The following is a 25353-nucleotide window of genomic DNA, read 5'->3' as shown; positions in this document are numbered from 1 at the left end:
GGCGTTGTTCTTGGACGGCTTGGCTGAGCTCCGTTGAACCGTAATCGACTTGCCGGATGCAGCTGTTGTGGACTGTTGTCCATGTGGTGCCTGTTTTGACGTGGTATGGCGGTCATGAAACAAGATCGTTTTCGGTGTCGCGGGGTGGGAGGTGTTCGAAGTCGTAGTCGAAGGTGCGGCCGGTGATGTATGAGGCGAACGCGCCGAAGGTTTCTTCGGGGGTCTCGCGCTGGATGTTCGCGATGTTGTTCTTGGCCGTGTTCCAGACGTGCTCGACCGGGTTGTGGTCGGGCGCATACGGTGGCAGATGAATCGGGGTGATGCGTTCCAGCAGTTGACCGGGCTCGTAGAGACCGGTCAGCATCTTGGCGTGGTGGAACCGGGCGTTGTCGAGGACGACCGCGATCTTCTCGGTGTCGGTTTCGCGTTGAAGTCGGTCCAGCGCGAGGATTGTCTGCTCGGTGTTCTGGTTCCCCTCGATCGGATACAACTTGACCTTCTTGCTGGTCAACGAGAGAGCACCGAAGAACGACTGGGACGTCTTCTTCCGGTCCACGGACAGTTTGGTGCGCTGTCCTTTCGGGAGCCACATGCGGCGGGTCTCGGCCTCATGCTCCAGGCGCACCTCGTCTGCCGCGTACACCTCCCAACCGGCGTCCAACAGGTCCTTGACCTGGGCTTTCACCTCGACCATGCGCCTGGTGACGGCCTGCTCGTCGCGGTGCTTGTCGAACGGGTCCGGCAGCTTGAAACTCAGCCCGCAGAACCGCAGGAGCAGCTGGTACGAAGAATCTGACTCGTACTCGACATCGAACAGGATCTTCACGACGTCACGTATCGCTGGGACGTCCCAGAACTCGGCATCAATCCCGGACTGTGAGGGCGGCTGGGCCAAGACGGCCTTGAGGTCTTCCTTCTGGGCACGGGTGAGTTTCGCCGCGTTCTGGTTCCCCGCATGCCCGGTCAGCACCGAGCACATCCTGCTGTCCCGCCAACCGGCCAGCCACTCCCGGATGGTTTTCACGCTGCGCTCAACCATTTCAGCGATGATGCTCACATCAACGCCTCGAGAAGCGTACAGGATCGCTTCTGCTTTCATCCGCACCAACACATAATTGTCCGCGCGCTTCTTCCACCTGATCAGGACGGCGGTTTCTTCCCCGGTGACCTCAACCTGCATGTCCCAATCATATCCGAAACAGCACAGGAAATCCACGAAAAATACGGTTTCGTTTCATGACGGCCATAGGTGTGGAGGTCTTCGATTTCGAGGTTGTGGACGGTGCGGGTGTGTCCGGTGGTCTGGACCGCGGTGACGGTGACCCAGGTGTTGTCGGGGGTGTGGAGCTGGTCGCCTGGTTTGAGGTGTCCTGCGGGGGTCCAGCCGTGGTCTTTGGTGAGGAAGGGGTGTCCGGCGGTGGTTTCGACCTGGCCGCCGTCCTCGAGCCTCACCACGAGGGTTTCGGTGTTCTCGTGGGTCCAGGTGCGGGTGACGGTGCGTGCCTGTGTGGTGTCGGTGTCGGGGTCCCAGGCGGCGACCTGGTCTCCGGGTTGGACGTCCTGGATGGGTTTCGAGCTGCCGTCGGCCATGAGGACGGGGGTGTCGCCGGTGAAGCAGGCGGCCCCGTTGCAGGCGTCGTGGGCGACCCGGGCGGTGTCGTCGCCGAGGTTCTCGGCGGCGTCCGTGCCGATGGTGGACAGTTCGCGTTCGCCCGTGGTGCGGGCGGCCTGCTCGGCTGCTTCGCGTCCGGTGGTCTCGAGGGCTTCGCGGCCGGCTGTGGCGGCTGCTTCGCGTCCGGCCGCGGCTCCTCCGCCGCCGGGGATGGGGATGGCGCCGATCGCGGCCTCGACGCCGACCCGGCCCCAGTCCACGGACCCGTTCTCGTGCTTCTGCTGGGCGATGCTGATCCCGCCGGAGACCAGGGCCCCGGACAGGCTCATGAGCGCGACGCCGGCGGGCCCGCCGACGCCGGTGAACATGAGCGCGACACCGGCCACGACCGCGGCGCCGGCGGCGATGTACTCCCAGTTGTCCTTCAGCCAGTCCCCGGCGGCCGCGAGGCCGGTCGTGTGCCGGTCCCGCCAGGCGTTCATGTCGGCGTCGGTGAGGGGGTGCAGGCCGGTCGGGTCGGTGAAGGCGACCGGGTTGTTGGCGGCGTACGCGTACGGGTTGGCGGCCCAGCCGGCCCCGGTGGTCGGCTGTTGGGGGTCGGGGCTGAGGAAGGCCCGGGTCGCGGGGTCGTGGAAGCGGGCGCCCAGGGCTTCGAGGCCGCCGGGCAGCACCAGCTCCCCGGCCCCGCCCAGCAGCATCCCACCGGCGGCCGGCCCGGCCGGGGTGTCGAGTGGGGTGCCGGCGCCGACGGCCCACACGTCACCGCCGCCGGCGCTGGTGGTGCGGGTGGTGCGCCAGCCGGGGGTCCGCCAGCCGCCGCCCGTGGTGGCGGTGAACCCCGGCACGGACAGGACACCGGCACCGGCGGCCGACACCAGGGACGGGAACCCGGCGGCGCTGTCCCAGTCCAGGGGCCGGCCGTCGAGGGCGGCGAGCTCGCCGAGCGCGTCGGTGAACAGTGATGTGCGGGCGTGTTCCAGGGCCGAGTCGATGGTGACGGTCTCGAGACGGGCCAGGGGCCCCCACCCGTACGTGCGGATGGTGCCGTCGGCGTGCTCCTCACGGACCCTGCGGCCGGCCGGGTCGTAGGAGAACCACGCCGACAGGCCCTCCCCGCCGCCGGCGCCCCCGCCGGTGTCCTCGCCGGCGCCGGTGGTGGTCCGGCGGGTCCGGGTGAGTTGGCCGGCCGCGTCGTAGGTGTAGTGGCGGGTGACGCCACCAGCCGTGGTTTCGGTGGCCAGTCGGCCGGCCCGGTCCCAGGTGTAGGCGGTGGTGCCGCCGTCGCCGGTGACGGCGGTGAGCTGGTTCGCGCCGTCGTAGGTGTAGGCGGTGCGGGCCCCGTCCCGGCTGGTCCACGCGACCCGGCCGGTCTCGTCGCGGCCCACCGCCGTGTGCGACACCACACCGCCGTGGCGGACGATGTGGCCGGTGACGAACCCGTCGGTGTGCTCCCACTCCTGACGCACCGCCCGGCCGGCCCGGTCCTCGGCGGTCGCGGCGGTCATCCGCCCGGACGGGCCGTACTCGTAGACCACCCGCCCGAACGCGGAGGACTCGACCCGGGCGAGTCTGCCGGCCGGATCGTACCCGTAGCGGACGGACCGGCCGTCGGGGGTGCGCATCCACGCCCTGCGCCCATCACGGTCGTAGCCCCACCGGACGGCCCGGCCGTCCCGGGCCCGGGAGACGAGCCGGCCCGCATGATCCCACCGGACCGTGTGCGTGACACCGCCGGTCTCGGTGACCGTCATGGTCCGGGCCGCGAAGTCGCGGGCGACCGTGTGGTGCACGACCCCGTCCCAGGACAGGGCCTCGAACCGGCCCGTCCGGTCGTACGACCAGCCGGTCACATGCCCGTCCGGGCCGGTCTGGGACGTCTGCCGGCCCGCCGGGTCGTACTCGCCGACCGTGACCCTGCCCAGCGCGTCCGTCGCCTTGACCACACGGCCGAGCTCGTCGCGCCCGTACCGGGTCACCCCGCCGGTCGGGTCCGTCACCGTGACAAGCGCACCGAGCCGGTCGTAGCCGTACCGGGTGACCGCGCCCGTCCCGGAGACCGCCTCGACGAGATTCCCGGCCCCGTCGTAGCGGAACCGGCGACGCCCGCACACCGGATCGGCGAGACCCCTCACACGGCCCGACCGGTCATAGGCGTACCGGGTCGTGCCGTACCCCGGCACGTGCCGGGCGGTCACCCGCCCGCACTCGTCATAGGACCACCACGCCCGCTCCCCACCAGGCCGGACCTCCTTCACAAGCCGCGAATCCCCGTCATAGACGAAACAGGCCACCCCGCCCGCCGGGTCGGTCACCCGCGCGAGCCGCCCGCAGACGTCATACCCGTACCGGGTGACCGCCCCCGACGGCCGCACCACAGCGGTGACCCTGCCCGCCCGGTCCCGCACCAGCCCGGTCGTGTTCCCCCCGCCATCGACGAACCCGACCGGCCGACCGCACAAGTCATACGACGTCACCCGGTCCGCCCCGTCATCACCGGTCACCGCGACCACCCGGCCCAGCCCGTCCGTGGTCACCGACTCCGACGCGGCCCCGTCCGACACCGTCCGGACCCGCCCCCGGCCGCCCGTGACCCAGTCCCTGCGCACCCCCGCAGGATCCACCGTCGCCGCCAGCGCACCATCGACGTCGTACTCCCGCCGCCACAGCCCACCCGCCGGGTCCACCGTCGCCACCAACCTGGACAGGCCGTCATGCACGTACCGCCACCGGGCCCCGTCCGGAAGCACCGCCCCGGCAAGATTCCCCGCATCATCCCACGCCATCCGGGCACTGGTCCCCAACGCGTCAACCCGCTCAACCCGCTCACCATGAGCCCCGTACCCGTAACCAGTCCGGCCCCCGCCCGGATCCACCACACCGGCCAGACGCCCGCCGGCCGTGTACTCCCACCGCCACACGGCCCCGTCCGGGTCCCGCCGCGACACCAGCCGGCCCGCACCGTCACGCACCAGCCGGGCCACATTCCCGTCCCCGTCAGTCGACGACACCAGATCCCCGTGCCCGTCATAACCCAACCGCACCGCCACCCCGGCCGGATCCACCACCCCGACGAGCAGGCCCCGATCCCACACCAGCCGGGACACGCCCCCGCAGGGGTCCGTCACCGTCGACGGATTCCTGTCCCCGCCCGCGTAGCCGTACGAAGTGACCGCCGGCCCAGACCCACCAGCCCCGCCGGCGGCCCCGCTGCCAGCGCCGGCGTCATCGCCGCCGCCGCTGCCAGTGACGGTGCCGGTGCTGCCGGTGCTGCCGGTGCTGGTGCTGTCGGTTTTGCCGGTGGCGGCCCCGCTGGTGTTGGTGGTGTCGGTGACGGTGACCCGCACGACCCGGTCGGCCTCGTCCCATTCGTAGTCGGTGCGGGCCCCCGTGGCTTCCAGGCGCGTGACGAGCCGGCCCCGCCCGTCATACCGGAAAACAGTCACCGCCCCGTCGCGGCCCGTCACCAGGGTCCGGTTGCCCCACCGGTCCCAACCGACCGACTGCCGGGCCCCGTCCGCGTCCACCATCCCCACAAGACGGCCCCGCCGGTCATGGACCCACGTGTTCGCCCGGCCACCATCCCCATCAGCCACCTGCGTCACACCGCCCGGCAGGTACGTGTAGTGCGAGGTACGGCCGAACCGGGACCGCTGCGACACCACCTGCCCCCGCCCGTTGTAGGCGTTGACCACCTCCACCACACCGTCCGGGTCCGTGACAGTGGCGATGAGACCGGCCTCGTCCCACCCGTACCGGCGGGCCCCGCCCGCGGAAGCGGCCTCCACCAGCCGGCCCGCCGGGTCGTACGAGTAGCCCACCCGACGCCCATCCGACGCCACCAAGGCAACGACCCGGGTGCCCTCCGGGTTCCACTCCACCCGGACGGCCCGGCCCCGCTCGTGCGACAGGCCCACCAGCCGGTCACCATCCCACCGATAACCCACCCTGGTCCCCGCCCCACGGGACACCGACACGGGCCTGCCGGCCCGGTCGAACACCCACCGGCCACCCGCATTGTCCGACACCACAAACCAGCCGGCGGTAATGGTGGAAGACCCCCCACCGGCAGCAGGGCCGCCAGTAGTAGCGGTCGAAGCAGCAGCGCTGGAGGCGTGAGAGCCCCCACCGACACCACCAGCACCGGGGTCGGCATCGGCAGTGGCGGAGGCGGAAGCATGCGCGTCACCGCCGGCGGAGGCGGCCCCGGCGGCACGCGCGCCCGACATGGCGGTGGTACCGGCAGTGGTGGCCATGGTGGTGGGGGAGTCCCCGTCGGCCGGCCCGGCAGCGCCCCCAGCGGTATCAGTAGCGTCGGGGGCGCCGCCAGGGCCGGCGGTACCACCGCCGCCAGCGGGGCCGGCCTCGCCGGCGGGGCCGTCGGCGGTGGGGACGGCACCACCGGCGGTGTTGTCGGTGGGGCCGGTGGTGTGGAGCCAGTAGTTGTCGCCGTCGGCCCGGTCCCAGCCGCCACCGAGCCTCGGGAACACGATGTGGCGGCCGGAGGGTTGGATCCAGGTCGCGCCCTCCTCGGTCACAAGCAGTCGTTGGTCGGCGGTGGAGGCCCAGCCGGGCCCGAACGCCCCGATACCGGCCGACAGGGAGTTGTACACGCGGTCGAACCCCAACGACGCGCACCCGCCGCTGAAGGCGAGGTCGGTCTCGGGTTCGATGAAGTTCCCGGTCGTGGTGTTGACCGGGTCGTCCGCGTACCCGGAGGTCTGGGGGTCGCCCAGGATGCTCGGGGCGGTCACGTCGACCGGCTGGCGGGTCCGGGCCACGCCGGCGGCCTGGAGGGAGGCGTCGAGGGCCGCGTCCGAGACCGTGGAGATGGTCCCGGACCCGCCGGCGGCCTCGAACGCGGCCGCGACCGTGTCGACCCAGCGGGTCTCGTTCGTGTTGTTCGCCCCGAACGTGGCCAGCGCGCCCGTGATCCCGGACGCGTCGATCCTGCACCACGAGCACCGCTCGGCGAAGTCGGCGATGGCCCCCTCCAGGGTCCCCTTCTGGGTGGTGACGGTGTCGTTGGCGCCGGTCACGTTCGTCGAGTACGTCCGCAGATCATCAGGCCGGGCCGAGGACACCGCCCCCGCCGGGCCGGGTGCGGGCTCGGACCAGGGTGTGGTCGTCGGCTCGTGGGGCTCCGGCAGCGGTACCTGGGCCGGGCCCGAGGGGGGCTTGTCGCCGTTGGACGCCCAGTCCCAGCCCCTCTTGAGAATGTTCTCCCGGTCCTGCCGGTCCGCCCACTCCTTGGCCTGCCTCCTCCGCTCACGCTCGGCCTGGGCGGCCTCCTTCAGCTTCTGCACCTCGGCCACCAGGTCGTCCAACGCCGATGCGATGTTCGTGCAGTCCGTCGAGGCCGTCCTCGCGTTCGCGTCGAACACGTCCGCGTAATGACCCTCGAAATCCGCAGACGCCGTCGCCGCCCACCCCGCCCGCGAGGCGGCCTGCCCCGACAGGGTGCCCGACAACGTCCCCGCCGCCGACTTCAACGCATCAGCCGTGGCGTCATCGACCGCCACCGGCTCGTCATAGGCTCCCAGCCTGCCCGAGTACTCGGCCACGGCACGATCCCTCCCACACAGGCGCAGACAGGCCGGACCGGGGGCGGGCGGCCACACCCCACCGACGCTAAACCCGGGCGCCGACACGGCGCCATGGGCTCCCGGCCCGGGTGGGGAGGGAATCAGGGAGACCCCTCAGGGGGCGAGGCCAGGGGTCCAGGAGGCGCACAGGACACGGCGTGCCGGGACGAGCTGCCCGGCTGCGACAAGATCCCGGGCCACGGACGCTCGGATCATGTCAGATTCTCGGGGTCGGCCTCCCCGCTCGTCGTCGCACGGGCCGGCGCCCGCCGCGGGCCAGTACACCGGCCACGTCGGGTCCGAAGAAGTCCGGTCCCTTGAGCACCTTGCCGTCCGCGCGGTGGATGGGTCGCCCGTCGGCGCCCAGCTTCGACATGTTCGAGCGCTGCACCTCGGCCAACACGCCCGGCAGGTCGATGCCGGTTTCCAGGGCCATGCCGTAGATGACGTAGACGAGGTCGGCCAGCGCGTCGGCGGTCTCGACCAGGTCGCGTTCGTCCTCGTCGACGGCGATGGCCCTCGTGAAGGCCTCCTCGAGGATCCCGCGGGAGGAGGGGCCGTAGACCGCGCCGACGAGCTCGGCGAACTCCTCGGCGATGAGGCTCATGCGCATGTGCAGGTGCTCGCGGTCCAGGCTCGGGCCGTCGGTGACGATCGGCAGGCCGTAGACGCGGTGGAAGCGCGCCACGAGGCCCTCGGGGCAGTCGCCCTCGCGGGTGGCGGTGGCGTCGGTCGGGGTCGCCTCGCGTTCGAAGGCCGGGGCGCCCGGGCGCGACAGCGGGCCGTCCCAGGGGTCCTGCGGGGCGCGCGGGTCGCTCGGCAGCAGGTCGGCCAGCCACATGTCGTGGCGTCTTTCACCGTCGGCGGCGGCGCTGCGCAGCCGACCCTGCTTGCGAAAGCCCAGTCGCCAGGCGATCCGCCAGCTCGCCCAGTTCGGGACGCCGTCATGGACCTCGGCCCGCCACAGCAGGCGCTGCGCGGCGATCCCGCCGTCCGGGTCGAGGGCCGCGTCGACGAGGGCCCGCACCGCGCGGGTGGTCAGGCCCCTGCCGCGCGCCGCCTCGCTCGTCCAGTAGCCGATCTCCCAGGTGCCGAACGGGCGCGCGGTAAGGCTCACCATGCCGATCGGTTCGAGCCCCCGCCCCGGGCGCACCGCCCACATCGGGTGCGCCCCGGTCCGCCAGCCCTCCTTCGTCGCCACCGTCACGAGGCGCTGCGCGTCGTTCCGGGTGAAGCCGGTCGGGATCGTCGTCCAGGCGGCGATGCTCGGCTCGGCGCAGATGCGCGCGAAGGCGTCGGTGTCGTCCCCGGTCGGGGCCGACAGCACCAGCCCGCCCGCGGTGATGAGGAAGGGCTCCATGTCGGGTGAGCCTACTGCGGCCGCGGTCCCCGGACGGCCCCGGGCGGACGAGGGGCCCCGCCGATCGGCGGGGCCCCTCGTGTCGACTCTCGGGGTCAGCGGAGCGCCTTGGTGAAGCCCGCCGCCTCGGCGGCCTCGGTGGAGATGAACCACACGTCGGCGTTGGTGCGGCTGTAGCCGGCGCCGTCGGGGGTGTGGTACTTCATCGAGCGTTCGTTGCCCTTGGTCGTGTAACCCTCGGGCGGATTGGCGCCGACGTAGGAGCCGGGGCCGTAATCCCTGGTCGTGCCCTGCCCGGTGGGCTCGGCGGGCGCCTCTGCAGCCTCCTCCACGGCGGTTTCAGGCTCGGCGACGGAGTCGCTGAAGTCGGTGGTCACGTCGTCGTCGCCGAAGGCGCCGCTGGGCTCGTGCGGGGTCCAGCCGTCGTCCTTGGGCAGGAGGATCTGGCGGACGACGAGGAAGACGGCGCCGATCACGGCGATGATGCCGAGACCGGTCAGCAGCCGGTGGTGCCTCTTGGCCGGACGGGCGGCCTCGGGCAAGTGCCTTTTCACCGAATCGGGCAGTTCGTCGGCCCTCTCGCGCACGGCGTCGGCGTACGTGCCGTCGCCCGCCTTCTCGAGCACCTCCAGGATGGTGTCGCGCGTCTGGTCGTACAGGGGGCCGGCCTTCTCGGCGGCGGAGCTGATGGCTTCGCGGGCGTTCTCGCCGGCGGCCGCCATGGACGTCTTGAGAGTCTTCCTCGACATGGGATTCTCCGATCCTCGGTGGGTGCTCGTGGTCGAGCCTGCTCGTGATCGAGCTGATGCCAGGCTACAGGCGGGTGGCCCGTCGTACGAGGGCGGATGGCCGGGCTCAGGGTCGATCGGGACCGGGGTGCCGGTCTCACCGGGCGGGGATGGGCCCCGCCGGCTCGGGGACGGCCGGTTTTGCCCGGTCTGAGAGGATGGACGCCGTTCTCGTACGACATACGACAGCTGGAGGGGGAGGAACGTGACGCAGGCCGTCCTGCACACCAACCACGGCGACATCACGCTCGACCTGTTCGACGACTTCGCGCCCAAGACGGTGGCGAACTTCGTGGAGCTGGCCAACGGAACGCGCGAGTACCTCGACATGACCACGGGGAAGAGGGCGACCGGCCCGTTCTACGACGGCACGGTCTTCCACCGCGTCATCGACGGCTTCATGATCCAGGGCGGCGATCCCACGGGCACCGGTCGTGGCGGCCCCGGCTACCGCTTCGCCGACGAGTTCTACCCCGACCTCACCTTCACCAAGCCCTATCTGCTCGCCATGGCGAACGCGGGCCCGGGCACCAACGGCTCGCAGTTCTTCATCACGGTGGCCCCCACCCCGCACCTCAACATGCGCCACACGATCTTCGGCGAGGTCGCCGACGCGGACTCGAGGAAGGTCGTCGACGAGATCGCCGCCGTGGAGACCGGCCCGATGGACCGTCCCGTCGAGGACGTCGTCATCGACAGGGTCGAGATCATCTGAGCCCCCGCACCGGGATGGGGCGGCGATGAGCGGTCGGTCCGCCCTCGGCCGGGCACTGCTGGGCGCCCTCGCCGTGGCGCTCGCCGCGCCGCTGGCCGCCTGCTCGCCGTCCGGACCGTCGAGCGCCGACGACGCGCTGGCGGTGCTCGACTCGTCCATCGCGGCGGGCGACCGCGAGCGCTTCGACACGGCCCTCGACCGGACGGTCCCGCAGTCCACCCGGGACATGTGGTGGTCCAACCTCGGTCGGCTGTCCGACGTCGACTTCGAGCGGACCGGGGACGGCTGGCGGGTCCGCTGGTCGGTGCCCGGCGAGCGGGCCGTCGCCACCGAGGCCGTGAGCATCGCCACAGCGTGCGCCGGCAGCGTCTGCCGGATCACCGGGATCGGGGCGGCGTCCGGCCCGGCCCCCGCCTGGCTCGTCGAACCGACCGACGTCGTTTCCGTCGACGGCGCGGTGCTGATCGTCGGCCGGGGCGCGCCCGACCTGTCGGCCGCGGCGTCGGTGGCGTCGTCGGCGGCGCGCGATGCGGGCATGTCCCTGCTGACCGTCGACCCCGATGCGCCGCTCGTCCTCGAGGTGCCCGCCGCCGACAGCACGTACGCCCTGGTCACCGGCATGTCGGCAGCCCGCACGCAGGGTCTCGGGGCCCTCACCCAGCGCGAGGGCGGCGCCCCCCGCATCGTCGTCAACCCGGCCCGGGCCGGCCAGTGGAGCCCCTCGCAGGCGAACATGCTCCTCACCCACGAGTCGGTGCACTGGCGCCTGTCCGACCTCGGGGCGCCGGTCGGCGGCAACGAGTGGGTCAGCGAGGGCCTGGCCGAGTGGCTCGGCCTGCCCCGCGACGCCGACGAGGCCGCCGCGAGCCGGGCGCGGGTCGCCCGGGCCTGCCGCGACACCGACGGCGCACCGGTCCTGCCCGCCGACGAGCAGTTCTCGTCCACCGACGACGCCGACGCCCTGCGCGACGCCTACGCCCTCAGCTGGGCCGCCGTCGACGAGCTCGTCGACGAGAACGGGGCCGAGGCGGCCGGGGCCCTCGTCGAGCAGCTGTGGACGACGCCCGCGGAGCAGCTGGGCGGGGCCGCTGATCCGCTCCCGCGCTGGTGCGCCGCGAACAGCTCCTGACCATCGCCTCACGCGGCCCGGACGGGGCGACTCGGTGGGATGCCGTCGGCCGTCGACGGCCGGCCCGAGCGCCGCCCGGGCCGGGACGAGCGGTGCGCACGACCTTTCACCCGTGCGCTCCGCCGCGGGTGCTGTCCGGGCCGGATGAACGTTGCCTGAGCAGGCATGGGGGTCCTCCCGGGCCCCGTCCCTCCGGGGCCGAGTCCTCTCCGGCGGCGCCGACGCCGCCGATAGAGTGGACGGCGTGTGGTACCGCTTCTTCAAGTACGCGCTGTTCCGTCCCGGCGTGAGGCTGCTCATGCACCCCGAGCTGGTGGACGAGCGGAACATCCCCGCCACCGGCCCCGCGGTCCTCGCGAGCAACCACCTCGACGCCGGCGACACCTTCACCCTCCCGGCGCTCATGCGGCGCCGCCTCATCTGGCCCGCCAAGAAGGAGCTCTTCGAGGGCAAGGGTCTGCGGATGCGCATCGTCGCCCGTTTCCTGCGCGCCGTCGGCATGGTGCCGCTCGACCGCTCCGGCGGTCGGGCCAGCGTCGACGCCATGGGGCCGGTCGAGGCCGAACTGGCCGCCGGCAATCTCATCGGCATCTTCCCCGAGGGCACGCGCACCCCGGACGGAAGGCTCTACCGCGGCCACACCGGCGTCGCACGCCTCGCCCTCGAGAACGGCGTGCCCGTCGTGCCCGTCGGCATGGTCAACACCCGGCTGCGCCGGGGCCCGCTGGGACTGCCCACCATGAAGGGCGCCCGCATCGTCATCGGCGCCCCGCTCGACTACACGCCATGGCGGGGCCAGGCCGATTCGGTGCGCGTGCTGCGCTGGGTGACCGACGACGTCATGGCCCACATCCAGCAGCTGAGCGGTCAGGAGTACGTCAACGTCTACGCCTCGCGCGTGAAGTACGGCAACCTCAAGGGCAAGGACCTCACCGGCCATCTGCGCGCCAGGGCCGACGAGGGCCTCGAGGCCCCGCCCACCGACGCGGAGCTGGCCGCCCGGGACGCCGGGTCCGCCGAACGGTCCGGGGCCGGCGAGAGCCATGACTGACGAGAACCGCTACGACGACCCGATGGCCCCCGACGAGGATCCCGCGCCGGTCCCCGGGGAGGAGGCCGGGCCCGGCTCCCAGATCACTCCGGATGAACTGACCCGCGTCGAGCAGCTCGACGCGCCCGGGCGCGTCCGCGCCGCCTGGGGCTGGACCCGCCGGGCCGCCAGGACCACCCAGCAGGCCCTGTCCGTGCACGCCGAGGGTCTCGAGAGGCTGCCCGACGGTGCGGCGATCCTCGCCGCCAACCACGTCTGGGCCGGCGACTTCACCCGCCTCTGCGCGGCGCTCGACCGTCCGCTCCACCTGGCCACGGCCTCGGCAAACCGCCTGCTGCGCCGCCGCGTCCCCATCGACGACCCGGCCCAGGGCGACGACGCGGCCCGGGTGCTCGCCGACGGCGGCCTCGTCGTCGTCTTCCCCGAGGGCGCCCCCAGCCCCGACGGCGACATCCACCGCGGCGGCACCGACGTGGCCTGGCTGGCGCTGACCGCCAAGGTGCCGGTCGTGCCCGTCGGCATCGTCCCCGCGGCGGCCGGCCCCCGGCTGCTCGAGCCGCTCACCCGCCGCGCCTTCGGCCCCACCGTCGTCGTCGGCGAGCCCCTGGACTTCTCGCGCTTCTGGGAGACCCCGGCGCTCAGTTACGCCCTCGACGGGGTGCTGCTGCGCGGCGCGACCGACGAGATCATGGGCGCGATCGCGGCCCTGACCGGGCTGCCCTACGTCGACACCACGCCGGCGCGGGCCGCCGAGCTCGCGGCCGCGGCCCGTCGGCAGAACGCCTGGGCGAGGGCGCGCGCGTACCCGACGCTCTCCCAGCTGCGCCGCGCCGAGGCCGAGCGCCGGGAGATGCTGCGCGAACGCGACGAGCAGGACCTGGCCCGCGCGGCCGCCGAGGCGCAGGCCAGGGCCCGGGGCGGGCACTGAGCCGGTCCGGGCCCGGCTGCGGGGCCGGGTGATGACCGCCGGGGACCTGTCCGAAACCTGGGCGGCGCCGTGAAACCCCTGGCCGAAGGGCCCACGGGACGGAGCCCCGAACAGGCATCCGGATGCGGAAGTATCCTTGGGAAGGTGCCCGAACTGATTCCTTCGCTGACCGATCTGCACGCCATGCCCCAGGTCCAGCAGCCGCACTACGACGCCGCCGAAGCCGCCCGGGTCGTCAACGAGTTGCGCTGTCTGCCGCCGCTCGTGTTCGCCGGCGAATGCGACGACCTGCGCGAGCACATCGCCCAGGCCGCCGACGGCAGGGCCTTCATCCTCCAGGGCGGCGACTGCGCCGAGACCTTCGACGGCGTCCAGGCCAACCAGATCAAGGCCAAGCTGCGCGTCCTGCTCGCGATGAGTGTCGTGCTCACCTATGCGGCGCAGGTGCCGGTCGTGAAGATCGGCCGCCTGGCCGGCCAGTACGCCAAGCCCCGCAGCAAGGACACCGAGACCCGTGGAGACGTCACGCTGCCGGCCTACCGCGGCGACGCCGTGAACGGCTTCGCCTTCACCGCGGAGGCCCGCCGCCACGACCCGCAGCGCCTCATCGACATGTACAACGCCTCGGCGGCCACCCTCAACCTCGTGCGCGCCTTCGTCAAAGGCGGTTTCGCCGACCTGCGGCAGCTGCACGCCTGGAACGCCAGCTTCGTCAAGGACTCGCACGTCGAGGACGACTACGAGCGCGTCGCCGACGAGATCCAGCGCGCCCTCGGCTTCATGACCGCCTGCGGCGTCGACGCCGACACCATGCGCACCGTCGACTTCTACGCCAGTCACGAGGCCCTGCTGCTCGACTACGAATACGCGATGACCCGCATCGACTCGCGCAGCGCCCTGCCGTACGACACCTCCGGCCACATGGTCTGGATCGGCGAGCGCACCCGTCAGCCCGACGGCGCCCAGGTGGAGCTGCTCAGCCACGTGCACAACCCGCTGGGCATCAAGCTCGGCCCGTCGGCGACCGCCGCCGACGCCCTCGCCATCGCCGACCGGCTCGACCCCGCCCGCGTGCCGGGCCGCATCACCCTCATCACCCGTATGGGAGCCGAGAGGGTGCGCGACCGGCTGCCCGCCCTCGTCGAGGGGGTCGAGGCCTCGGGGCGCAGGGTGGCCTGGGTGTGCGATCCCATGCACGGCAACACCTTCGAGACGCCCAAGGGCTTCAAGACCCGCGAGTACGCGGCCGTCGTCGCCGAGCTCAACGGCTTCTTCGACGTCCACGAGCAGCTCGGCACCTGGCCCGGCGGCGTCCACATGGAGCTCACCGGCGACGACGTCACCGAGTGCCTGGGCGGCGCCTTCCAGCTGTCCGAGGTCGACCTCGCCGAGCGCTACGAGACCACTTGTGATCCGCGCCTGAACCGCAACCAGAGCCTCGAGATGGCGTTCATGATCGCCGAGCGCCTCAACGCCTACCGCGCCAAGTACGCCCCACCCGAGCCACCCGAGCCCGCGCCCGACTGGTACGGGTGAAGCCGCGTCGTCAGTCCCGGACGGCGGTGAACCTGGAGACCAGCCCGGTGCGCCAGGAGCCGTCGGGGTAGGAGACCTTCAGCTCGACGTCGACGCTCGTGCCCGCCTTGACGGAGGCGTCGGCCGTGGCGGTCACCCGCCCTGTCGACCCGTCGACGGCGACGGACCAGCCCTGCGGGGCCGACCAGCCCGGGGCGAGGGAGAAGACCGTCCCGTCCGGCATCGTCCGGTCGCCGGTCTGGTCCGCGGAGGCGGAGGATCCGGTCGTGACCTCCTGAGTCTCGTAGGCGGGGGAGTGGGCCCGGTGGTAGACGTCGAGGCGGAGCGAGCCCACCTGCTCGCGGGTCCCGCTCGGGTAGGCTGCCTCGACGTCGAACTCGTAGCGCCCGATCGGCGTCTGCTCGCTCGTCGTCCCCGTGATGGCCCCGGTCGCCGGGTCGAGCTCGAGGAAGTCGGGCAGACCCGTGGCCGTGAACACGGTCCCCTCGGGGATCCCGGTGCCGGTCCGCCCGGTGGCCGGCTGGTACTTCGACGCCAGCCGGTAGCTCACCGCATGACCGCCGGGCACCGCCTCGTGGGTCTGCACGTAGCTGGGCCGTTCGGACGGGTCGGAGCAGGTGCTGGCGTCGACCGAGAAGTAGCTGTAGATCGTCTTGGACGAGCCGTCCGGGAACCCGGAGACCGTCACCGGGACCTTCTGGATGCCCGAGGCGCTGGCCTCCTTGCACATGGACAGGGTCTCGATGTAGACGGTGCTGCGACCGGCCTGGTCCCGGTAGGTCACGAGTTCCGGGTTCAGCCCGGTGCTGTCGGGCTTCGGCCAGTCGAGCGAGTAGGACAGCGTGTAGTCGTCGTGGCCCTCCGGCAGGACCAGGTAGTCGTGGGTCCGCGTCCACAGGGTCCGGGGGTTGAGGTCAACGGGCACCGGGTTGTTCGCGCTCGAGCCGAAGCGCACGTCGTAGCCCTCGGCCTCGGCGGCGGAGGCGGACGGGGCGTCGAGGACGAGCGCTCCGCCCGCCAACGACAGCGCGGCGAGGACGGCCGTGACTCGGCGCGGTGCCCGGCGCGGTGCGCCGGGGCGAGGATCGGATGCTGCCATGGGGGACTCCTTCCCGGCAGGGACCATCGGGTGGACCGCTCGCCGCGGCGAGCGGCGAATCCCGTAGTGACCCGCGTGATGCTGTTTCCGGAACGGTTCTCGATCCTAGGGTTCCGGCGGGTCGTCCCGTGGGGGGCGCGCGGTTTTTCGGGGTGCCGCTCGCGGGGCGGGAGGGGGATGTCCCGGTGTTCGGACCGGGCCCTCTCAGGGGCATAGTGGGGGCATGCAGATCACGCGTTTCGGTCATTCCTGCCTTCTGGTCGAGACCGGCCGGGCCAGCATCCTCATCGACCCCGGGGAGTACTCCGACGGCTGGACCGATCTGGACGGGCTGGACGCCGTCCTCATCACGCACCGGCACCCGGACCACGTCGACCCGGCCCGCTTCCCGCAGTTCATCGCCGAGCGCCCGGGTCTGCCCGTACATGCCGAGAAGGGGGTCCTCGAGGACCTCCCGGCGGTCGGGGGCGCGGTCCTGAGCGCCGGGACGCGGATCACCGTCGAGGACGTTACGGTCACCGCCGTCGGCGGAGAGCACGCGGTGATCCATCCGGAGATCCCGCGCATCGGCAACGTCGGCCTGATCATCGCGGGCCCCGGTGAGCCGGTGCTGTTCCATCCCGGGGACGAGATCGACACCGCGCCCGAGGGCGTCGACGTGCTCGCCGTGCCGATGATGGCCCCGTGGAGCAAGATCGGCGAGACCGTCGACTTCGTCCGCTCCGTCGGCGCCCGTTTCGTGATCCCGATCCACGACGGCCTGCTCAACGACCGGGGCTTCGCGCTTCTCGCCGATCGGGTCGCCGCCATGGGCGGCAGCGAGTTCGTGCCGCTCGGCGCGGGCTGGCCCTGGACGGTACCGGCCGTCCGGTAGCGGCGCGGCCCGGTGGTGGCGCAGTCGGGGTGGGAAAGGGCTGTTCGGTGTCTACCGGGGTGTTCCGGGGCGTCGTGGGCGGCGGTGGGGTCGTGCCGCTCGGCGCGGACCGGCCCTGGGGTGCCGGTCGTCCGGTGGCGGCGCGGCAGACGGTGGTGCGGTCGGCGTCGACCGCCCGGTGAGAAGGGGGTCCGGTGCTCCGGACCGACGACGGCCGGGCGGCTCGCGGGTCGTCGGGACTCACCCGGCTCAGGCGGACGGGGTACGCTGTTCGGGTTGCGCCATGGCCCGACCGGCGTCCTCGGCACCGGGTGGGCAGCCCACCAACAGAGAGTGCAGTTGTGATTTCGGCTTTCCTCAACGCGTTCCGGTCCCCGGACCTGCGCAAGAAGATCCTGTTCACCCTGATGATCCTCGTGATCTTCAGGCTCGGGGCGTCCGTCCCCACGCCGAATGTGAACATCTCCGCGATCCAGCAGTGCGCCGCCGACGCCACGACCGGTGACACGGCGGGCGCCTATGCGATGATCAACCTGTTCAGCGGCGGCGCCCTGCTGCACCTGTCGGTCTTCGCGCTGGGCATCATGCCCTACATCACCGCGTCGATCATCCTCCAGCTGCTCACCGTCGTCATCCCGCACCTCGAGAACCTCAAGCAGGAGGGCTCCACCGGCCAGGAGACGATCACCAAGTACACCCGGTGGGTCACGATCGTCCTCGCCGTCCTCCAGGCCACGAGCTTCACGATGCTCGCCGTCTCCGGCCAGCTGTACAGCTCGTGCAGCCAGGCCGTCGTCTACGACAGGGGCATCTTCTCGATCGTCGTCATGATCCTCACGATGACCGCCGGCACCTCGCTCATCATGTGGCTCGGCGAGCTCATCACCGACCGCGGCGTCGGCAACGGCATGTCGATCCTCATCTTCACCCAGATCGCCGCCCGCTTCCCGAGCTCGATGTGGGCCATCCGCACCGCCCATCCCGGCAACCAGGGCTGGCTGCTCCTGGTCGTCGTCGTCGCCGTCGGCCTGCTCGTCATGGCCGGCGTCGTCTTCGTCGAGCAGGCCCAGCGCCGCATCCCGGTGCAGTACGCCAAGCGCATGGTCGGCAACCGGCTCATGGGGGGCTCCAGCACCTACATCCCGTTGAAGGTCAACCAGGCGGGCGTCATCCCCGTCATCTTCGCCTCGTCGATCCTCTACCTGCCCTCGCTCTACACGGTCTTCCGCCCCACCGGGAAGGTCTCCGAGTGGATCGCCGCGAATCTGGCGGGCACCGGCGACAGCCTCGTCTACAACGTCGTCTACCTGCTGCTCATCATCTTCTTCACGTACTTCTACGTGGCGATCACCTTCGACCCGGTCGAGATCAGCGACAACATGCGCAAGTACGGCGGCTTCATCCCGGGCATCCGGGCCGGCAAGCCCACCGAGAACTACCTGTCGTACGTCCTGAGCAGGCTGACCGCCCCCGGCTCCCTCTACCTGGCGCTCATCTCGCTCATCCCGACGCTGGCCATCGTCCTGCTCGGCGCGGACCAGAACTTCCCGTTCGGCGGGACGAGCCTGCTCATCATGGTCGGCGTCGGTCTTGACACGATGAAGCAGGTGGAGTCCCAGCTCCATCAGCACAACTACGAAGGGTTCCTCTCATGAGACTGCTCATCATGGGCGCTCCGGGCGCGGGCAAGGGCACGCAGGCCGTCGGCGTCGCCGCGCACTACGGCATCCCCGCCATCTCCACCGGCGACATCTTCCGCGCGAACGTCAAGGAGGGCACCGAGCTGGGCGAGCAGGTCAGCGCCATCATGGCCGCCGGCAACTACGTCCCCGACGAGCTCACCGAGCGGATCGTCGCCGATCGTCTCGACCGGGCCGACGCCGCCGACGGCTGGCTGCTCGACGGCTTCCCCCGCACCCTGCACCAGGTCGGGGCCCTTGAGGCCCACCTGTCAGAGCGCTCCCAGGCGCTCGACGCCGTGATCTGCCTCGACGTGAATCCCGAGGACCTCGTCACCCGTCTGCTCAGGCGCGCCGAGATCGAGGGCCGCGCCGACGACAACGAGGAGACCATCCGGCACCGCATGGACGTCTACCTCGAGTCCACCCGGCCTCTGCTGGACGCCTACGAGAAGCGGGGTCTGCTCGTACGAGTGGACGGCAACGGCACGGTCGAGGAGATCGGCGCCCGCATCATCGCCGCCGTCGACGCCTTCGTGGCCTGATCGTGTTCCAGCGCGAGCGCGTCGAGATCAAGACCGCCGAGCAGATCCGCCTCATGCGCCGTGCCGGGCTCGTGACGGCCGAGGGCCTCCGGGCGATGGGCGCCGCCGTCCGACCGGGCGTCACGACGGCCGAGCTCGACCGGATCGGCCGCCGCGTGCTGGCCGAGCACGGAGCCCGGAGCAACTTCCTCGACTACGGCGCGGACTGGGGCTACCCGCCCTACCCGGGGGTCGTCTGCATCAGCGTCAACGAGGTCGTCGTCCACGGCATCCCGGGCGGGCGCGTCCTCGAGGAGGGCGACATCGTCTCCATCGACTTCGGCGCCATCGTCGACGGCTGGCACGGCGACGCCGCGCGCACCTTCCCGGTCGGCGAGGTCGACGGGGCCTCGTGCGCCCTGTCCGAGACGACCCGTCGGTCCATGTGGGACGGCATCGCCCGGATCCGGGTCGGCGCCCGGGTCGGCGATGTCTCGCACGGGGTCGAGGCCTCGCTCCACTCGCACGGGCGCCCCTACGGCATCCTGCGCGAGTACACCGGCCACGGCATCGGCACCGCCATGCACCAGCCGCCGGACGTGCCCAACTACGGCCGTCCCGGCAAGGGCCCGCGCATCGTCGCAGGCATGTGCCTGTGCGTCGAGCCCATGGCGACGCTCGGCGGCGAGGATGTCGCCGAGCTCGACGACGGATGGACCGTCGTGACCTGCGACTCCTCGCGGGCCGCGCACTGGGAGAACACCGTGGCCGTCCTGCCCGACGGCCTGTGGGTGCTCACCGAGCCCGACGGGGGCAGGGCCGAGCTGGAGGCCAGGGGAGCGCCCTTCGCGTCCCTCGACTGAGCCCTGGTCCGTTCCGTCGGGTCTTCTCGTCCTCATGTGCGGTTGGTGGCGGGTGCCTGCGGTTGTGCACGGGTGGTGTCGTGTGCGTGCGGTTGGGGGCAGGTGCGGCGTCCCGGAGGGCGGAGTCGGCAGGCGGCGGGCCGCCGGAGTTTTCCACAGGTCTTGCCGGGATCGTTCGGGTCCGCGAGTCATGGGCCCCATGACGGCGATCCGTGCACTCGAGGTGCTCTCCCGGGCGGCCTGAAGCGAGGCGGTCGGCGGGGTGCTGAGCATTCGCGCCTTGACGCGGGCGGGTGCGACGAAGCGTGTGATCCGGGACTGCGTCGACGACGGCTCGATGCGGCGCCTGCGACGGGGTTGGTACTCGCCGGCGAACGTCGACCCGCGAGTGGTGCGCGCCATCGAGGCCGGAGGAGTGCTCGGCTGCGTCTCCGCCCTGTCCCGGTACGGGGTCTGGACGCCGCTGGTCGGCGGCGAGATCCATGTCAGGACGAGTAGGGGCCGGGCCCGGGGAGAGCTGGTGCGCACGGGCAGCACCCATCTGTACGAGTGCGCCCCGCGCGCGGCCGTGGATCCCGGAAGGCCATCCAGGCGATGGTGCGGTGCCTCGACCCGCGCAGCGCTGTCGCCTGCCGACTCCGTCATGGATCTGGGGCTGGCCGACCGTGGCGATCTGCACGCCCTCTTCCTGCCCGGAAGCGTCCGCCCCACCGGCTCATCGACTGCTGCGAGTGGGCCCGGTCGGGAACCGAGTCGCTGGTGCGGATGCGGTTGAGGGCGCTGCACCTGCCCGTTCTCACCCAGGTGGAGGTGGCCGGGGCGGGGCGCGTCGATCCTCTGGTGGGCGACAGGCTCGTTCATCGAGGTGGACAGCCGGGCTCGTCGCACCAGCCAGTCGACCTGTCACGGGGACCGGTGCCGCGACCGGGGGAGCTTCCGGCGCGGGGCCATGCCGTGATGCGACTCACCTGGGGGAGCAGGTGATGTTCTCTGGAGCGAGGTCGAGCAGGACATCCTCGCCGTCACCCGCCGCTACGAGCACATGTGGCGGAGGGCCCGGATCGGGCAGCGGCGTCGTGGGACGCGTCCCGACAGTGCGGCGTGAGCATCCGGCTCTGCACGACAATCCGTGGGGCCGGTCGGGGCTGCGTTCGGGGACGGTGTCACCCGGGGTACTGTGTCGGTGACTCGGTGGTGGTCGGTCGGGGCTGCATTCGCAGGATGGTGCCGCCACTGGGGGCGGGCCGCATAGGCTGGGGCCATGACGAACAGCCCGGTGCCGCGGGGCCAGCTCGAGAACGACCGGTCGCGCCTCAACGACCTTCTGGGAAGGGCCTACGCCGGAGGCCAGCTCGATTTGGCCGACTACCACGCCCTCCAGGACGAGCTCTTCAGCGCCGGCACGAGGGCGGAGCTCGCCAGGGTGGGCGAGCGGCTGCCCGCCCAGTACCGCTTCGGCGATCCCGCCGGCGCCGCGAACGGCGTCGATCTCGCCCCCGGGCAGATCAACGAGCCGGCGGCGCGTCCCGGCAGCGCGTCCCTCGCACGGGTCTCGCTGGGGGTGGCCCTCGGCCTCTGCGCGGCCGTCCTCGCCGTGGTCGTCCTCCTGCTGACAGTCCTTCTCTGAGCCTCTCGCCGTTGAGGACCGTTCGCATCTCGTTCATGCGTGCCGACTAGGGAGCATGCTCGTCCGGGAGAATTGTTGGCTCATGGGCGGCCGATGCTGGACGCGCGGCTCGCGGCGCTCCTAGGGTGGTCCCGAACCGACCGACAGGAGGCACCGATGCGGCACGGCCACACCCGCGACGCCCACGAGCACGGCCACGGCGAACCGGACGAGGTGCACGTGCAGCACCACGACCACGGCGTGACCGTCACCGCCGCCACCCGCCGCGGGCCCCTGTGGGCGGCGCTGCTCCTCCTACTGGCCTTCATGCTCGCCGAGGTCGTCATCGCGCTTCTGACCGGCTCGCTGGCCCTGCTGTCCGACGCCGGGCACATGCTCACCGACGCCGCCTCGATCGCCATCGCCCTGTGGGCCGCGGGCCTGGCCGTCCGGCCGCCCAGGGGCCCGATGACCTTCGGCTGGCGACGAGCCGAGATCATCTCGGCCATGGTCAACGGCGTGAGCCTGCTCGTCGTGGCGCTCGTCGTCCTCGTCGAGGCCGTCCGCCGCCTCGTCGACCCGCCGCAGGTCGACGCCCTGCCGGTCATCGTCGTCGCCCTCGTCGGCATGGTCGTCAACGTCGTCGACGTGCGCCTCATCGCCGCCGCCAACCGCACGAGCCTCAACGTCGAGGGTGCCTACCAGCACATCCTCACCGACCTGTTCGGCTTCATTGGCACCCTCGTCGCCGGCGTCGTCATCTACGTCACCGACTGGACGCGCGCCGATGCGATCGCCTCGCTCATCGTCGTGGCTCTCATGGCGCGGGCCGGGGTGCCGATCACGATCAAGGCCGTCCGCGTCCTCATGGAGGCCGCTCCGGCCGACCTCGACCTCGACGAGGTGCGCGAGCACCTGCTCGGCGTCGACCACGTGCAGGCCGCCCACGACCTGCACGCCTGGACCGTCACCTCGGGCGTCACGTCGATCAGCGCCCACGTCGTCATCGCGGACGAGTGCTTCACCGACTCGCACGCCAACGAGATCCTCGACCAGCTGGACGAGTGCCTAGCCGAGCACTTCGACATCAGCCACTCGACCATCCAGCTCGAGCCGGCCCGGCACCGGGCCCACGAGCGCAACACGACGAGCGTCTGAGGAACGAGCGACCGGGGAGCGCCCGAGTCGTTCAGGCCTGGGCGAAGACGCCGGTGACCGGGTTCCACTCGGTGATGCTGCGCTTCATGACGACGCCCTCGACGACCATCGGGTCGGCGTCGCTCAGCGCCGCCGCGGCGGCCTCGTCGGGCGTCTCGACGATGAGCAGCGCCCGGACCGGATCGGTGCCGAGCAGGGGTCCGGCGGCCTTGAGTGAGCCCGCGGCGTACAGCTCGCGCAGATAGGCGCGGTGGACGGGACGCACGGCATCGGCGTCCTTGGCGGGGTCGTAGATGTAGTCGATGATGAAGAAGGACATCCTCGCTCCTGTGGTGCTCGGCGGCCCGTCCGGGCAGGACGGCAGTCCAAGCAAAGCAGATCGCCCGGCCCTCGCGCTCCATCCGGTGGGAATCCTGTGGCGCCTCCGCGACCGGGGCTGGCGTCGATGCCGCGCGCCCGTCCGGCGGGGATCCGGGCGGATTCGGACGTGCGCCCCGGTGACTTGGGCGTGAGCCCCCGGTGTCGTAGCATTGATCGTCGGTTCTTTGTGCCCGATGGTGCCCGCATGCTCGCATGCGGGTGTCCTGCGGCTGCGGCCGCCGGGCACGTCCAAGCGTTCGATCGAGAGATTGAGAGTCAATGACCAAGAAAGAGGGGGCCCTCGAGCTGGAGGGCACGGTCGTGGAGGCCCTGCCCAACGCGATGTTCCGTGTTGAGCTGGACAACGGCCACAAGGTGCTGTCGACGATCAGCGGGAAGATGCGTCAGCATTACATCCGCATCCTGCCCCAGGATCGTGTCGTCGTGGAGCTCTCCCCCTACGACCTGACGCGCGGACGCATCGTCTACCGCCACAAGTAATCACGTCAACCCACGGCCGCGGGCGCCCGCCCCGCGGCCCAGCAAGGAGAGGCTCGATGAAGGTCCAGCCGAGCGTCAAGAAGATCTGCGACAACTGCAAGGTGATCCGTCGCCGCGGTGTCGTCCGGGTGATCTGCACCAACCCGCGCCACAAGCAGCGCCAGGGCTGAGAACCCGCTCTTCGGACAACTGAACAACCGCCGCGGACCGCCGCGGCGGCGCCCAACGTGAGAGCAGGGCTGGGAGCCGCCCAGTCGAACCCCCGGACGAAGGCCGGGGCCCGCCGGCGAACCGCTCGCCGGGCCAACGGGAACGCCTCACGCCACAACCTTCGCGGTCGTACGGAATCGACCGACAATCCGAAAGGTATCGCCACATGGCACGCCTCGAAGGAGTCGACCTGCCGCGCGAGAAGCGCCTCGAGGTCGCACTCACCCACATCTACGGCATCGGCAGGACCCGGGCCGACAAGATTCTGGAAGCCACCGGCATCAGCCCGGACATCCGCGTGAAGGACCTGACGGACGAGCAGCTCGTCGCCCTTCGCGACTTCATCGACGCCAACTACGAGGTCGAGGGCGATCTTCGCCGCGCTGTTGCCGCCGACATCCGCCGCAAGATCGAGATCGGCGCCTACCAGGGCCGCCGGCACCGCTCCGGCCTGCCCGTGCGGGGCCAGCGCACCCGCACCAACGCCCGTACCCGGAAGGGCCGCAAGAAGGCCGTCGCCGGCAAGAAGAAGGCCCGCTGAGCCTGCGGGTGACGCGGAACAAGGATTCCAGGAGACACAGAACTCATGGCTACAGCAGCCCGCAAGAGCGCCGCGAGGACCAAGGTGCGGCGCAAGGAGAAGAAGAATGTGGTCGCCGGGCAGGCCCACATCAAGAGCACGTTCAACAACACGATCATCGCCATCACGGACGCCTCCGGCGCCGTGATCGCATGGGCCTCCGCCGGCACCGTCGGCTTCAAGGGCTCCCGCAAGTCGACCCCGTTCGCCGCGCAGATGGCAGCCGAGGCTGCTGGTCGTCGTGCCATGGACCATGGCATGAAGCGCATCGACGTCTTCGTCAAGGGCCCCGGCTCCGGCCGCGAGACCGCCATCCGTTCGCTCGGCGCCATCGGTCTGGAGGTCGGCACGATCTCCGACGTCACCCCGGTGCCGCACAACGGCTGCCGCCCCCCGAAGCGCCGCCGCGTCTGAACCCGACCAAGCAGAAAAGGACTGAACAACAATGGCCCGTTACACCGGCCCCATGACCAAGAAGTCCCGTCGCCTCGGGGTTGACCTGGTCGGCAATGACAAGGCCTTCGAGCGCCGTCCGTACGCCCCGGGCGTCCACGGCCGCGGGCGGACGAAGGACTCGGAGTACTCCCTCCAGCTGCGCGAGAAGCAGAAGGCCCGCTTCGCCTACGGCGTGCTCGAGAAGCAGTTCCGCCACTACTACGAGGAGGCCTCGCGCCGCCAGGGCAAGACCGGCGATCTGCTGCTGCAGATTCTCGAGTCCCGCCTCGACAACGTCGTGTACCGCGCCGGCTTCGCCACGACGCGCCGCCAGGCGCGCCAGCTGGTGAGTCACGGCCACTTCCTCGTCAACGGCAGGAAGGTGAACATCCCCAGCTTCCGCGTGAGCGCCCTCGACATCATCGACGTGCGCCCGAAGAGCCAGGGCATGGTCCCCTTCGTCGTGGCCCGCGAGACCTTCGGCGAGCGCGACGTGCCCGCCTGGCTCACCGTCAAGCCCAACAGGATGCGCATCCTCGTGCATCAGCTGCCCACGCGCGAGCAGATCGTCGTGGACGTCAACGAGCAGGCAATCGTCGAGCTCTACTCGAAGTAGTCGGCGCGCCCCCGCGCCGGTCCTCCGCCGGTGCGGGGCGGTCGTCCTCTTCACGGCGCGCGGGGCCGGTCCCCGCGTCCCCACCGGGTTGCGAGGAGGTCTCCGCAGCCCACTCATCGCCCCGTCATATAGCGGTCGGGGCGGAAA

The 25353-nt window shown here is 71.4% G+C and carries 23 protein-coding genes; 17 read left to right on the top strand and 6 right to left on the bottom strand.

Translation table 11 applies throughout. The features are described from left to right. Positions 1 to 112: 112 nt before the first annotated feature. From EGX94_RS02775 to EGX94_RS02760, 4 genes are all read right to left on the bottom strand, one after another. Positions 113 to 1180 carry an IS630 family transposase gene (locus EGX94_RS02775; protein WP_081707345.1) on the bottom strand — a complete coding sequence of 356 codons (1068 nt, stop codon included), beginning with the start codon at positions 1178 to 1180 and terminating at the stop codon, positions 113 to 115. Further along, the gene (locus EGX94_RS02770) at positions 1141 to 7173 is read right to left on the bottom strand and encodes a DUF6531 domain-containing protein (RefSeq protein ID WP_123825865.1); all 6033 of its coding nucleotides are present in this window, start codon (positions 7171 to 7173) and stop codon (positions 1141 to 1143) included. The genes EGX94_RS02775 and EGX94_RS02770 overlap by 40 nt, the downstream gene beginning before the upstream one ends. Before the next feature lie 238 nt (positions 7174 to 7411). Then, complete coding sequence (locus EGX94_RS02765) at positions 7412 to 8554, bottom strand: bifunctional GNAT family N-acetyltransferase/nucleoside triphosphate pyrophosphohydrolase family protein (protein ID WP_021798305.1); 1143 nt, start codon at positions 8552 to 8554, stop codon at positions 7412 to 7414. 95 nt (positions 8555 to 8649) lie between these two features. Beyond that, complete coding sequence (locus EGX94_RS02760; protein ID WP_021798307.1) at positions 8650 to 9303, bottom strand: sunset domain-containing protein; 654 nt, start codon at positions 9301 to 9303, stop codon at positions 8650 to 8652. A 244-nt stretch (positions 9304 to 9547) separates the two neighbouring features. Between EGX94_RS02760 and EGX94_RS02755 the strand changes: the two genes are divergently transcribed. From EGX94_RS02755 to EGX94_RS02735, 5 genes are all read left to right on the top strand, one after another. Further along, positions 9548 to 10057, top strand: a complete 510-nt coding sequence (locus tag EGX94_RS02755) for a peptidylprolyl isomerase (RefSeq protein ID WP_021798306.1) — start codon at positions 9548 to 9550, stop codon at positions 10055 to 10057. A 25-nt stretch (positions 10058 to 10082) separates the two neighbouring features. Next, on the top strand, positions 10083 to 11186 hold the full coding sequence (locus tag EGX94_RS02750; RefSeq protein WP_123825863.1) for a hypothetical protein: 1104 nt from the start codon (positions 10083 to 10085) through the stop codon (positions 11184 to 11186). Between the two features lie 244 nt (positions 11187 to 11430). Next, complete coding sequence (locus tag EGX94_RS02745; protein ID WP_051383823.1) at positions 11431 to 12237, top strand: lysophospholipid acyltransferase family protein; 807 nt, start codon at positions 11431 to 11433, stop codon at positions 12235 to 12237. Next, entirely contained in the window at positions 12230 to 13165 is a 936-nt protein-coding gene (locus tag EGX94_RS02740; protein WP_021797998.1) for a lysophospholipid acyltransferase family protein, read from the top strand. Before EGX94_RS02745 ends, EGX94_RS02740 begins: the two co-directional genes overlap by 8 nt. Positions 13166 to 13348: 183 nt before the next feature. Beyond that, a complete protein-coding gene (locus EGX94_RS02735; RefSeq protein WP_081707428.1) occupies positions 13349 to 14701 on the top strand; it encodes a class II 3-deoxy-7-phosphoheptulonate synthase in 1353 nt (450 codons plus the stop codon). A gap of 10 nt (positions 14702 to 14711) precedes the next feature. Here the strand turns inward: EGX94_RS02735 and EGX94_RS02730 are convergent, their stop codons facing one another. Beyond that, complete coding sequence (locus EGX94_RS02730; protein WP_021798000.1) at positions 14712 to 15800, bottom strand: Rib/alpha-like domain-containing protein; 1089 nt, start codon at positions 15798 to 15800, stop codon at positions 14712 to 14714. Positions 15801 to 16023: 223 nt separating this feature from the next. Between EGX94_RS02730 and EGX94_RS02725 the strand changes: the two genes are divergently transcribed. The 7 genes from EGX94_RS02725 to EGX94_RS02695 all read left to right on the top strand — a co-directional run bounded on the left by EGX94_RS02725 (position 16024) and on the right by EGX94_RS02695 (position 22504). Beyond that, a complete protein-coding gene (locus tag EGX94_RS02725; RefSeq protein ID WP_021797994.1) occupies positions 16024 to 16674 on the top strand; it encodes an MBL fold metallo-hydrolase in 651 nt (216 codons plus the stop codon). Positions 16675 to 17015: 341 nt separating this feature from the next. Then, positions 17016 to 18329: a preprotein translocase subunit SecY gene (secY, locus tag EGX94_RS02720; protein WP_021797985.1), complete on the top strand. Its 1314-nt coding sequence runs from the start codon at positions 17016 to 17018 to the stop codon at positions 18327 to 18329. Further along, positions 18326 to 18898, top strand: a complete 573-nt coding sequence (locus EGX94_RS02715; RefSeq protein WP_021797988.1) for an adenylate kinase — start codon at positions 18326 to 18328, stop codon at positions 18896 to 18898. Before secY ends, EGX94_RS02715 begins: the two co-directional genes overlap by 4 nt. Before the next feature lie 53 nt (positions 18899 to 18951). After that, positions 18952 to 19740: a type I methionyl aminopeptidase gene (gene map, locus EGX94_RS02710; protein ID WP_051245323.1), complete on the top strand. Its 789-nt coding sequence runs from the start codon at positions 18952 to 18954 to the stop codon at positions 19738 to 19740. A 280-nt stretch (positions 19741 to 20020) separates the two neighbouring features. Further along, positions 20021 to 20515, top strand: coding sequence for a hypothetical protein (locus EGX94_RS02705; protein ID WP_123825861.1), 495 nt, complete (start codon positions 20021 to 20023; stop codon positions 20513 to 20515). A gap of 486 nt (positions 20516 to 21001) precedes the next feature. Then, positions 21002 to 21367 carry a DUF1707 domain-containing protein gene (locus tag EGX94_RS02700; protein ID WP_021797980.1) on the top strand — a complete coding sequence of 122 codons (366 nt, stop codon included), beginning with the start codon at positions 21002 to 21004 and terminating at the stop codon, positions 21365 to 21367. Positions 21368 to 21673: 306 nt separating this feature from the next. Continuing rightward, positions 21674 to 22504, top strand: a complete 831-nt coding sequence (locus EGX94_RS02695) for a cation diffusion facilitator family transporter (RefSeq protein ID WP_231386110.1) — start codon at positions 21674 to 21676, stop codon at positions 22502 to 22504. A gap of 31 nt (positions 22505 to 22535) precedes the next feature. Here EGX94_RS02695 and EGX94_RS02690 read toward each other — a convergent pair whose 3' ends face one another. Continuing rightward, a complete protein-coding gene (locus tag EGX94_RS02690) occupies positions 22536 to 22823 on the bottom strand; it encodes a YciI family protein (protein ID WP_021798003.1) in 288 nt (95 codons plus the stop codon). A gap of 320 nt (positions 22824 to 23143) precedes the next feature. On the opposite strand from EGX94_RS02690, the gene infA reads away from it, so the two are divergent. From infA to rpsD, 5 genes are all read left to right on the top strand, one after another. Next, positions 23144 to 23365, top strand: coding sequence for a translation initiation factor IF-1 (gene infA, locus EGX94_RS02685; protein ID WP_021797992.1), 222 nt, complete (start codon positions 23144 to 23146; stop codon positions 23363 to 23365). A 56-nt stretch (positions 23366 to 23421) separates the two neighbouring features. Further along, the gene (rpmJ, locus tag EGX94_RS02680) at positions 23422 to 23535 is read left to right on the top strand and encodes a 50S ribosomal protein L36 (protein WP_016667967.1); all 114 of its coding nucleotides are present in this window, start codon (positions 23422 to 23424) and stop codon (positions 23533 to 23535) included. 206 nt (positions 23536 to 23741) lie between these two features. Beyond that, positions 23742 to 24116, top strand: coding sequence for a 30S ribosomal protein S13 (gene rpsM / locus EGX94_RS02675; RefSeq protein ID WP_021797990.1), 375 nt, complete (start codon positions 23742 to 23744; stop codon positions 24114 to 24116). Between the two features lie 45 nt (positions 24117 to 24161). Beyond that, on the top strand, positions 24162 to 24569 hold the full coding sequence (gene rpsK / locus EGX94_RS02670) for a 30S ribosomal protein S11 (protein WP_021798001.1): 408 nt from the start codon (positions 24162 to 24164) through the stop codon (positions 24567 to 24569). Between the two features lie 31 nt (positions 24570 to 24600). Then, positions 24601 to 25206 carry a 30S ribosomal protein S4 gene (rpsD, locus tag EGX94_RS02665; RefSeq protein WP_021797997.1) on the top strand — a complete coding sequence of 202 codons (606 nt, stop codon included), beginning with the start codon at positions 24601 to 24603 and terminating at the stop codon, positions 25204 to 25206. The last annotated feature ends 147 nt before the right edge of the window (positions 25207 to 25353 follow it).

Origin of the sequence: Propionibacterium acidifaciens, assembly GCF_003798325.1 — a bacterium.
Classification (GTDB): Bacteria; Actinomycetota; Actinomycetes; order Propionibacteriales; family Propionibacteriaceae; genus Propionibacterium; species Propionibacterium acidifaciens.
The sequence above is the reverse complement of the archived record's forward strand: the minus strand, read 5'-3'. Positions and strand labels throughout refer to the sequence as shown.

Bases quoted from the DNA above. Each gene is read 5' to 3' on its own strand.
- EGX94_RS02735 (WP_081707428.1), top strand. From the start codon at position 13,349: ATGCCCCAGGTCCAGCAGCCGCACTACGACGCCGCCGAAGCCGCCCGG.
- EGX94_RS02740 (WP_021797998.1), top strand. From the start codon at position 12,230: ATGACTGACGAGAACCGCTACGACGACCCGATGGCCCCCGACGAGGAT.
- EGX94_RS02695 (WP_231386110.1), top strand. From the start codon at position 21,674: ATGCTCGCCGAGGTCGTCATCGCGCTTCTGACCGGCTCGCTGGCCCTG.
- EGX94_RS02700 (WP_021797980.1), top strand. From the start codon at position 21,002: ATGACGAACAGCCCGGTGCCGCGGGGCCAGCTCGAGAACGACCGGTCG.
- EGX94_RS02725 (WP_021797994.1), top strand. From the start codon at position 16,024: ATGCAGATCACGCGTTTCGGTCATTCCTGCCTTCTGGTCGAGACCGGC.
- EGX94_RS02715 (WP_021797988.1), top strand. From the start codon at position 18,326: ATGAGACTGCTCATCATGGGCGCTCCGGGCGCGGGCAAGGGCACGCAG.
- EGX94_RS02750 (WP_123825863.1), top strand. From the start codon at position 10,083: ATGAGCGGTCGGTCCGCCCTCGGCCGGGCACTGCTGGGCGCCCTCGCC.
- map (WP_051245323.1), top strand. From the start codon at position 18,952: ATGCGCCGTGCCGGGCTCGTGACGGCCGAGGGCCTCCGGGCGATGGGC.
- rpmJ (WP_016667967.1), top strand. From the start codon at position 23,422: ATGAAGGTCCAGCCGAGCGTCAAGAAGATCTGCGACAACTGCAAGGTG.
- rpsD (WP_021797997.1), top strand. From the start codon at position 24,601: ATGGCCCGTTACACCGGCCCCATGACCAAGAAGTCCCGTCGCCTCGGG.
- EGX94_RS02690 (WP_021798003.1), bottom strand. From the start codon at position 22,823: ATGTCCTTCTTCATCATCGACTACATCTACGACCCCGCCAAGGACGCC.
- EGX94_RS02730 (WP_021798000.1), bottom strand. From the start codon at position 15,800: ATGGCAGCATCCGATCCTCGCCCCGGCGCACCGCGCCGGGCACCGCGC.
- rpsM (WP_021797990.1), top strand. From the start codon at position 23,742: ATGGCACGCCTCGAAGGAGTCGACCTGCCGCGCGAGAAGCGCCTCGAG.
- EGX94_RS02760 (WP_021798307.1), bottom strand. From the start codon at position 9,303: ATGTCGAGGAAGACTCTCAAGACGTCCATGGCGGCCGCCGGCGAGAAC.
- EGX94_RS02775 (WP_081707345.1), bottom strand. From the start codon at position 1,180: ATGCAGGTTGAGGTCACCGGGGAAGAAACCGCCGTCCTGATCAGGTGG.
- rpsK (WP_021798001.1), top strand. From the start codon at position 24,162: ATGGCTACAGCAGCCCGCAAGAGCGCCGCGAGGACCAAGGTGCGGCGC.
- EGX94_RS02765 (WP_021798305.1), bottom strand. From the start codon at position 8,554: ATGGAGCCCTTCCTCATCACCGCGGGCGGGCTGGTGCTGTCGGCCCCG.
- infA (WP_021797992.1), top strand. From the start codon at position 23,144: ATGACCAAGAAAGAGGGGGCCCTCGAGCTGGAGGGCACGGTCGTGGAG.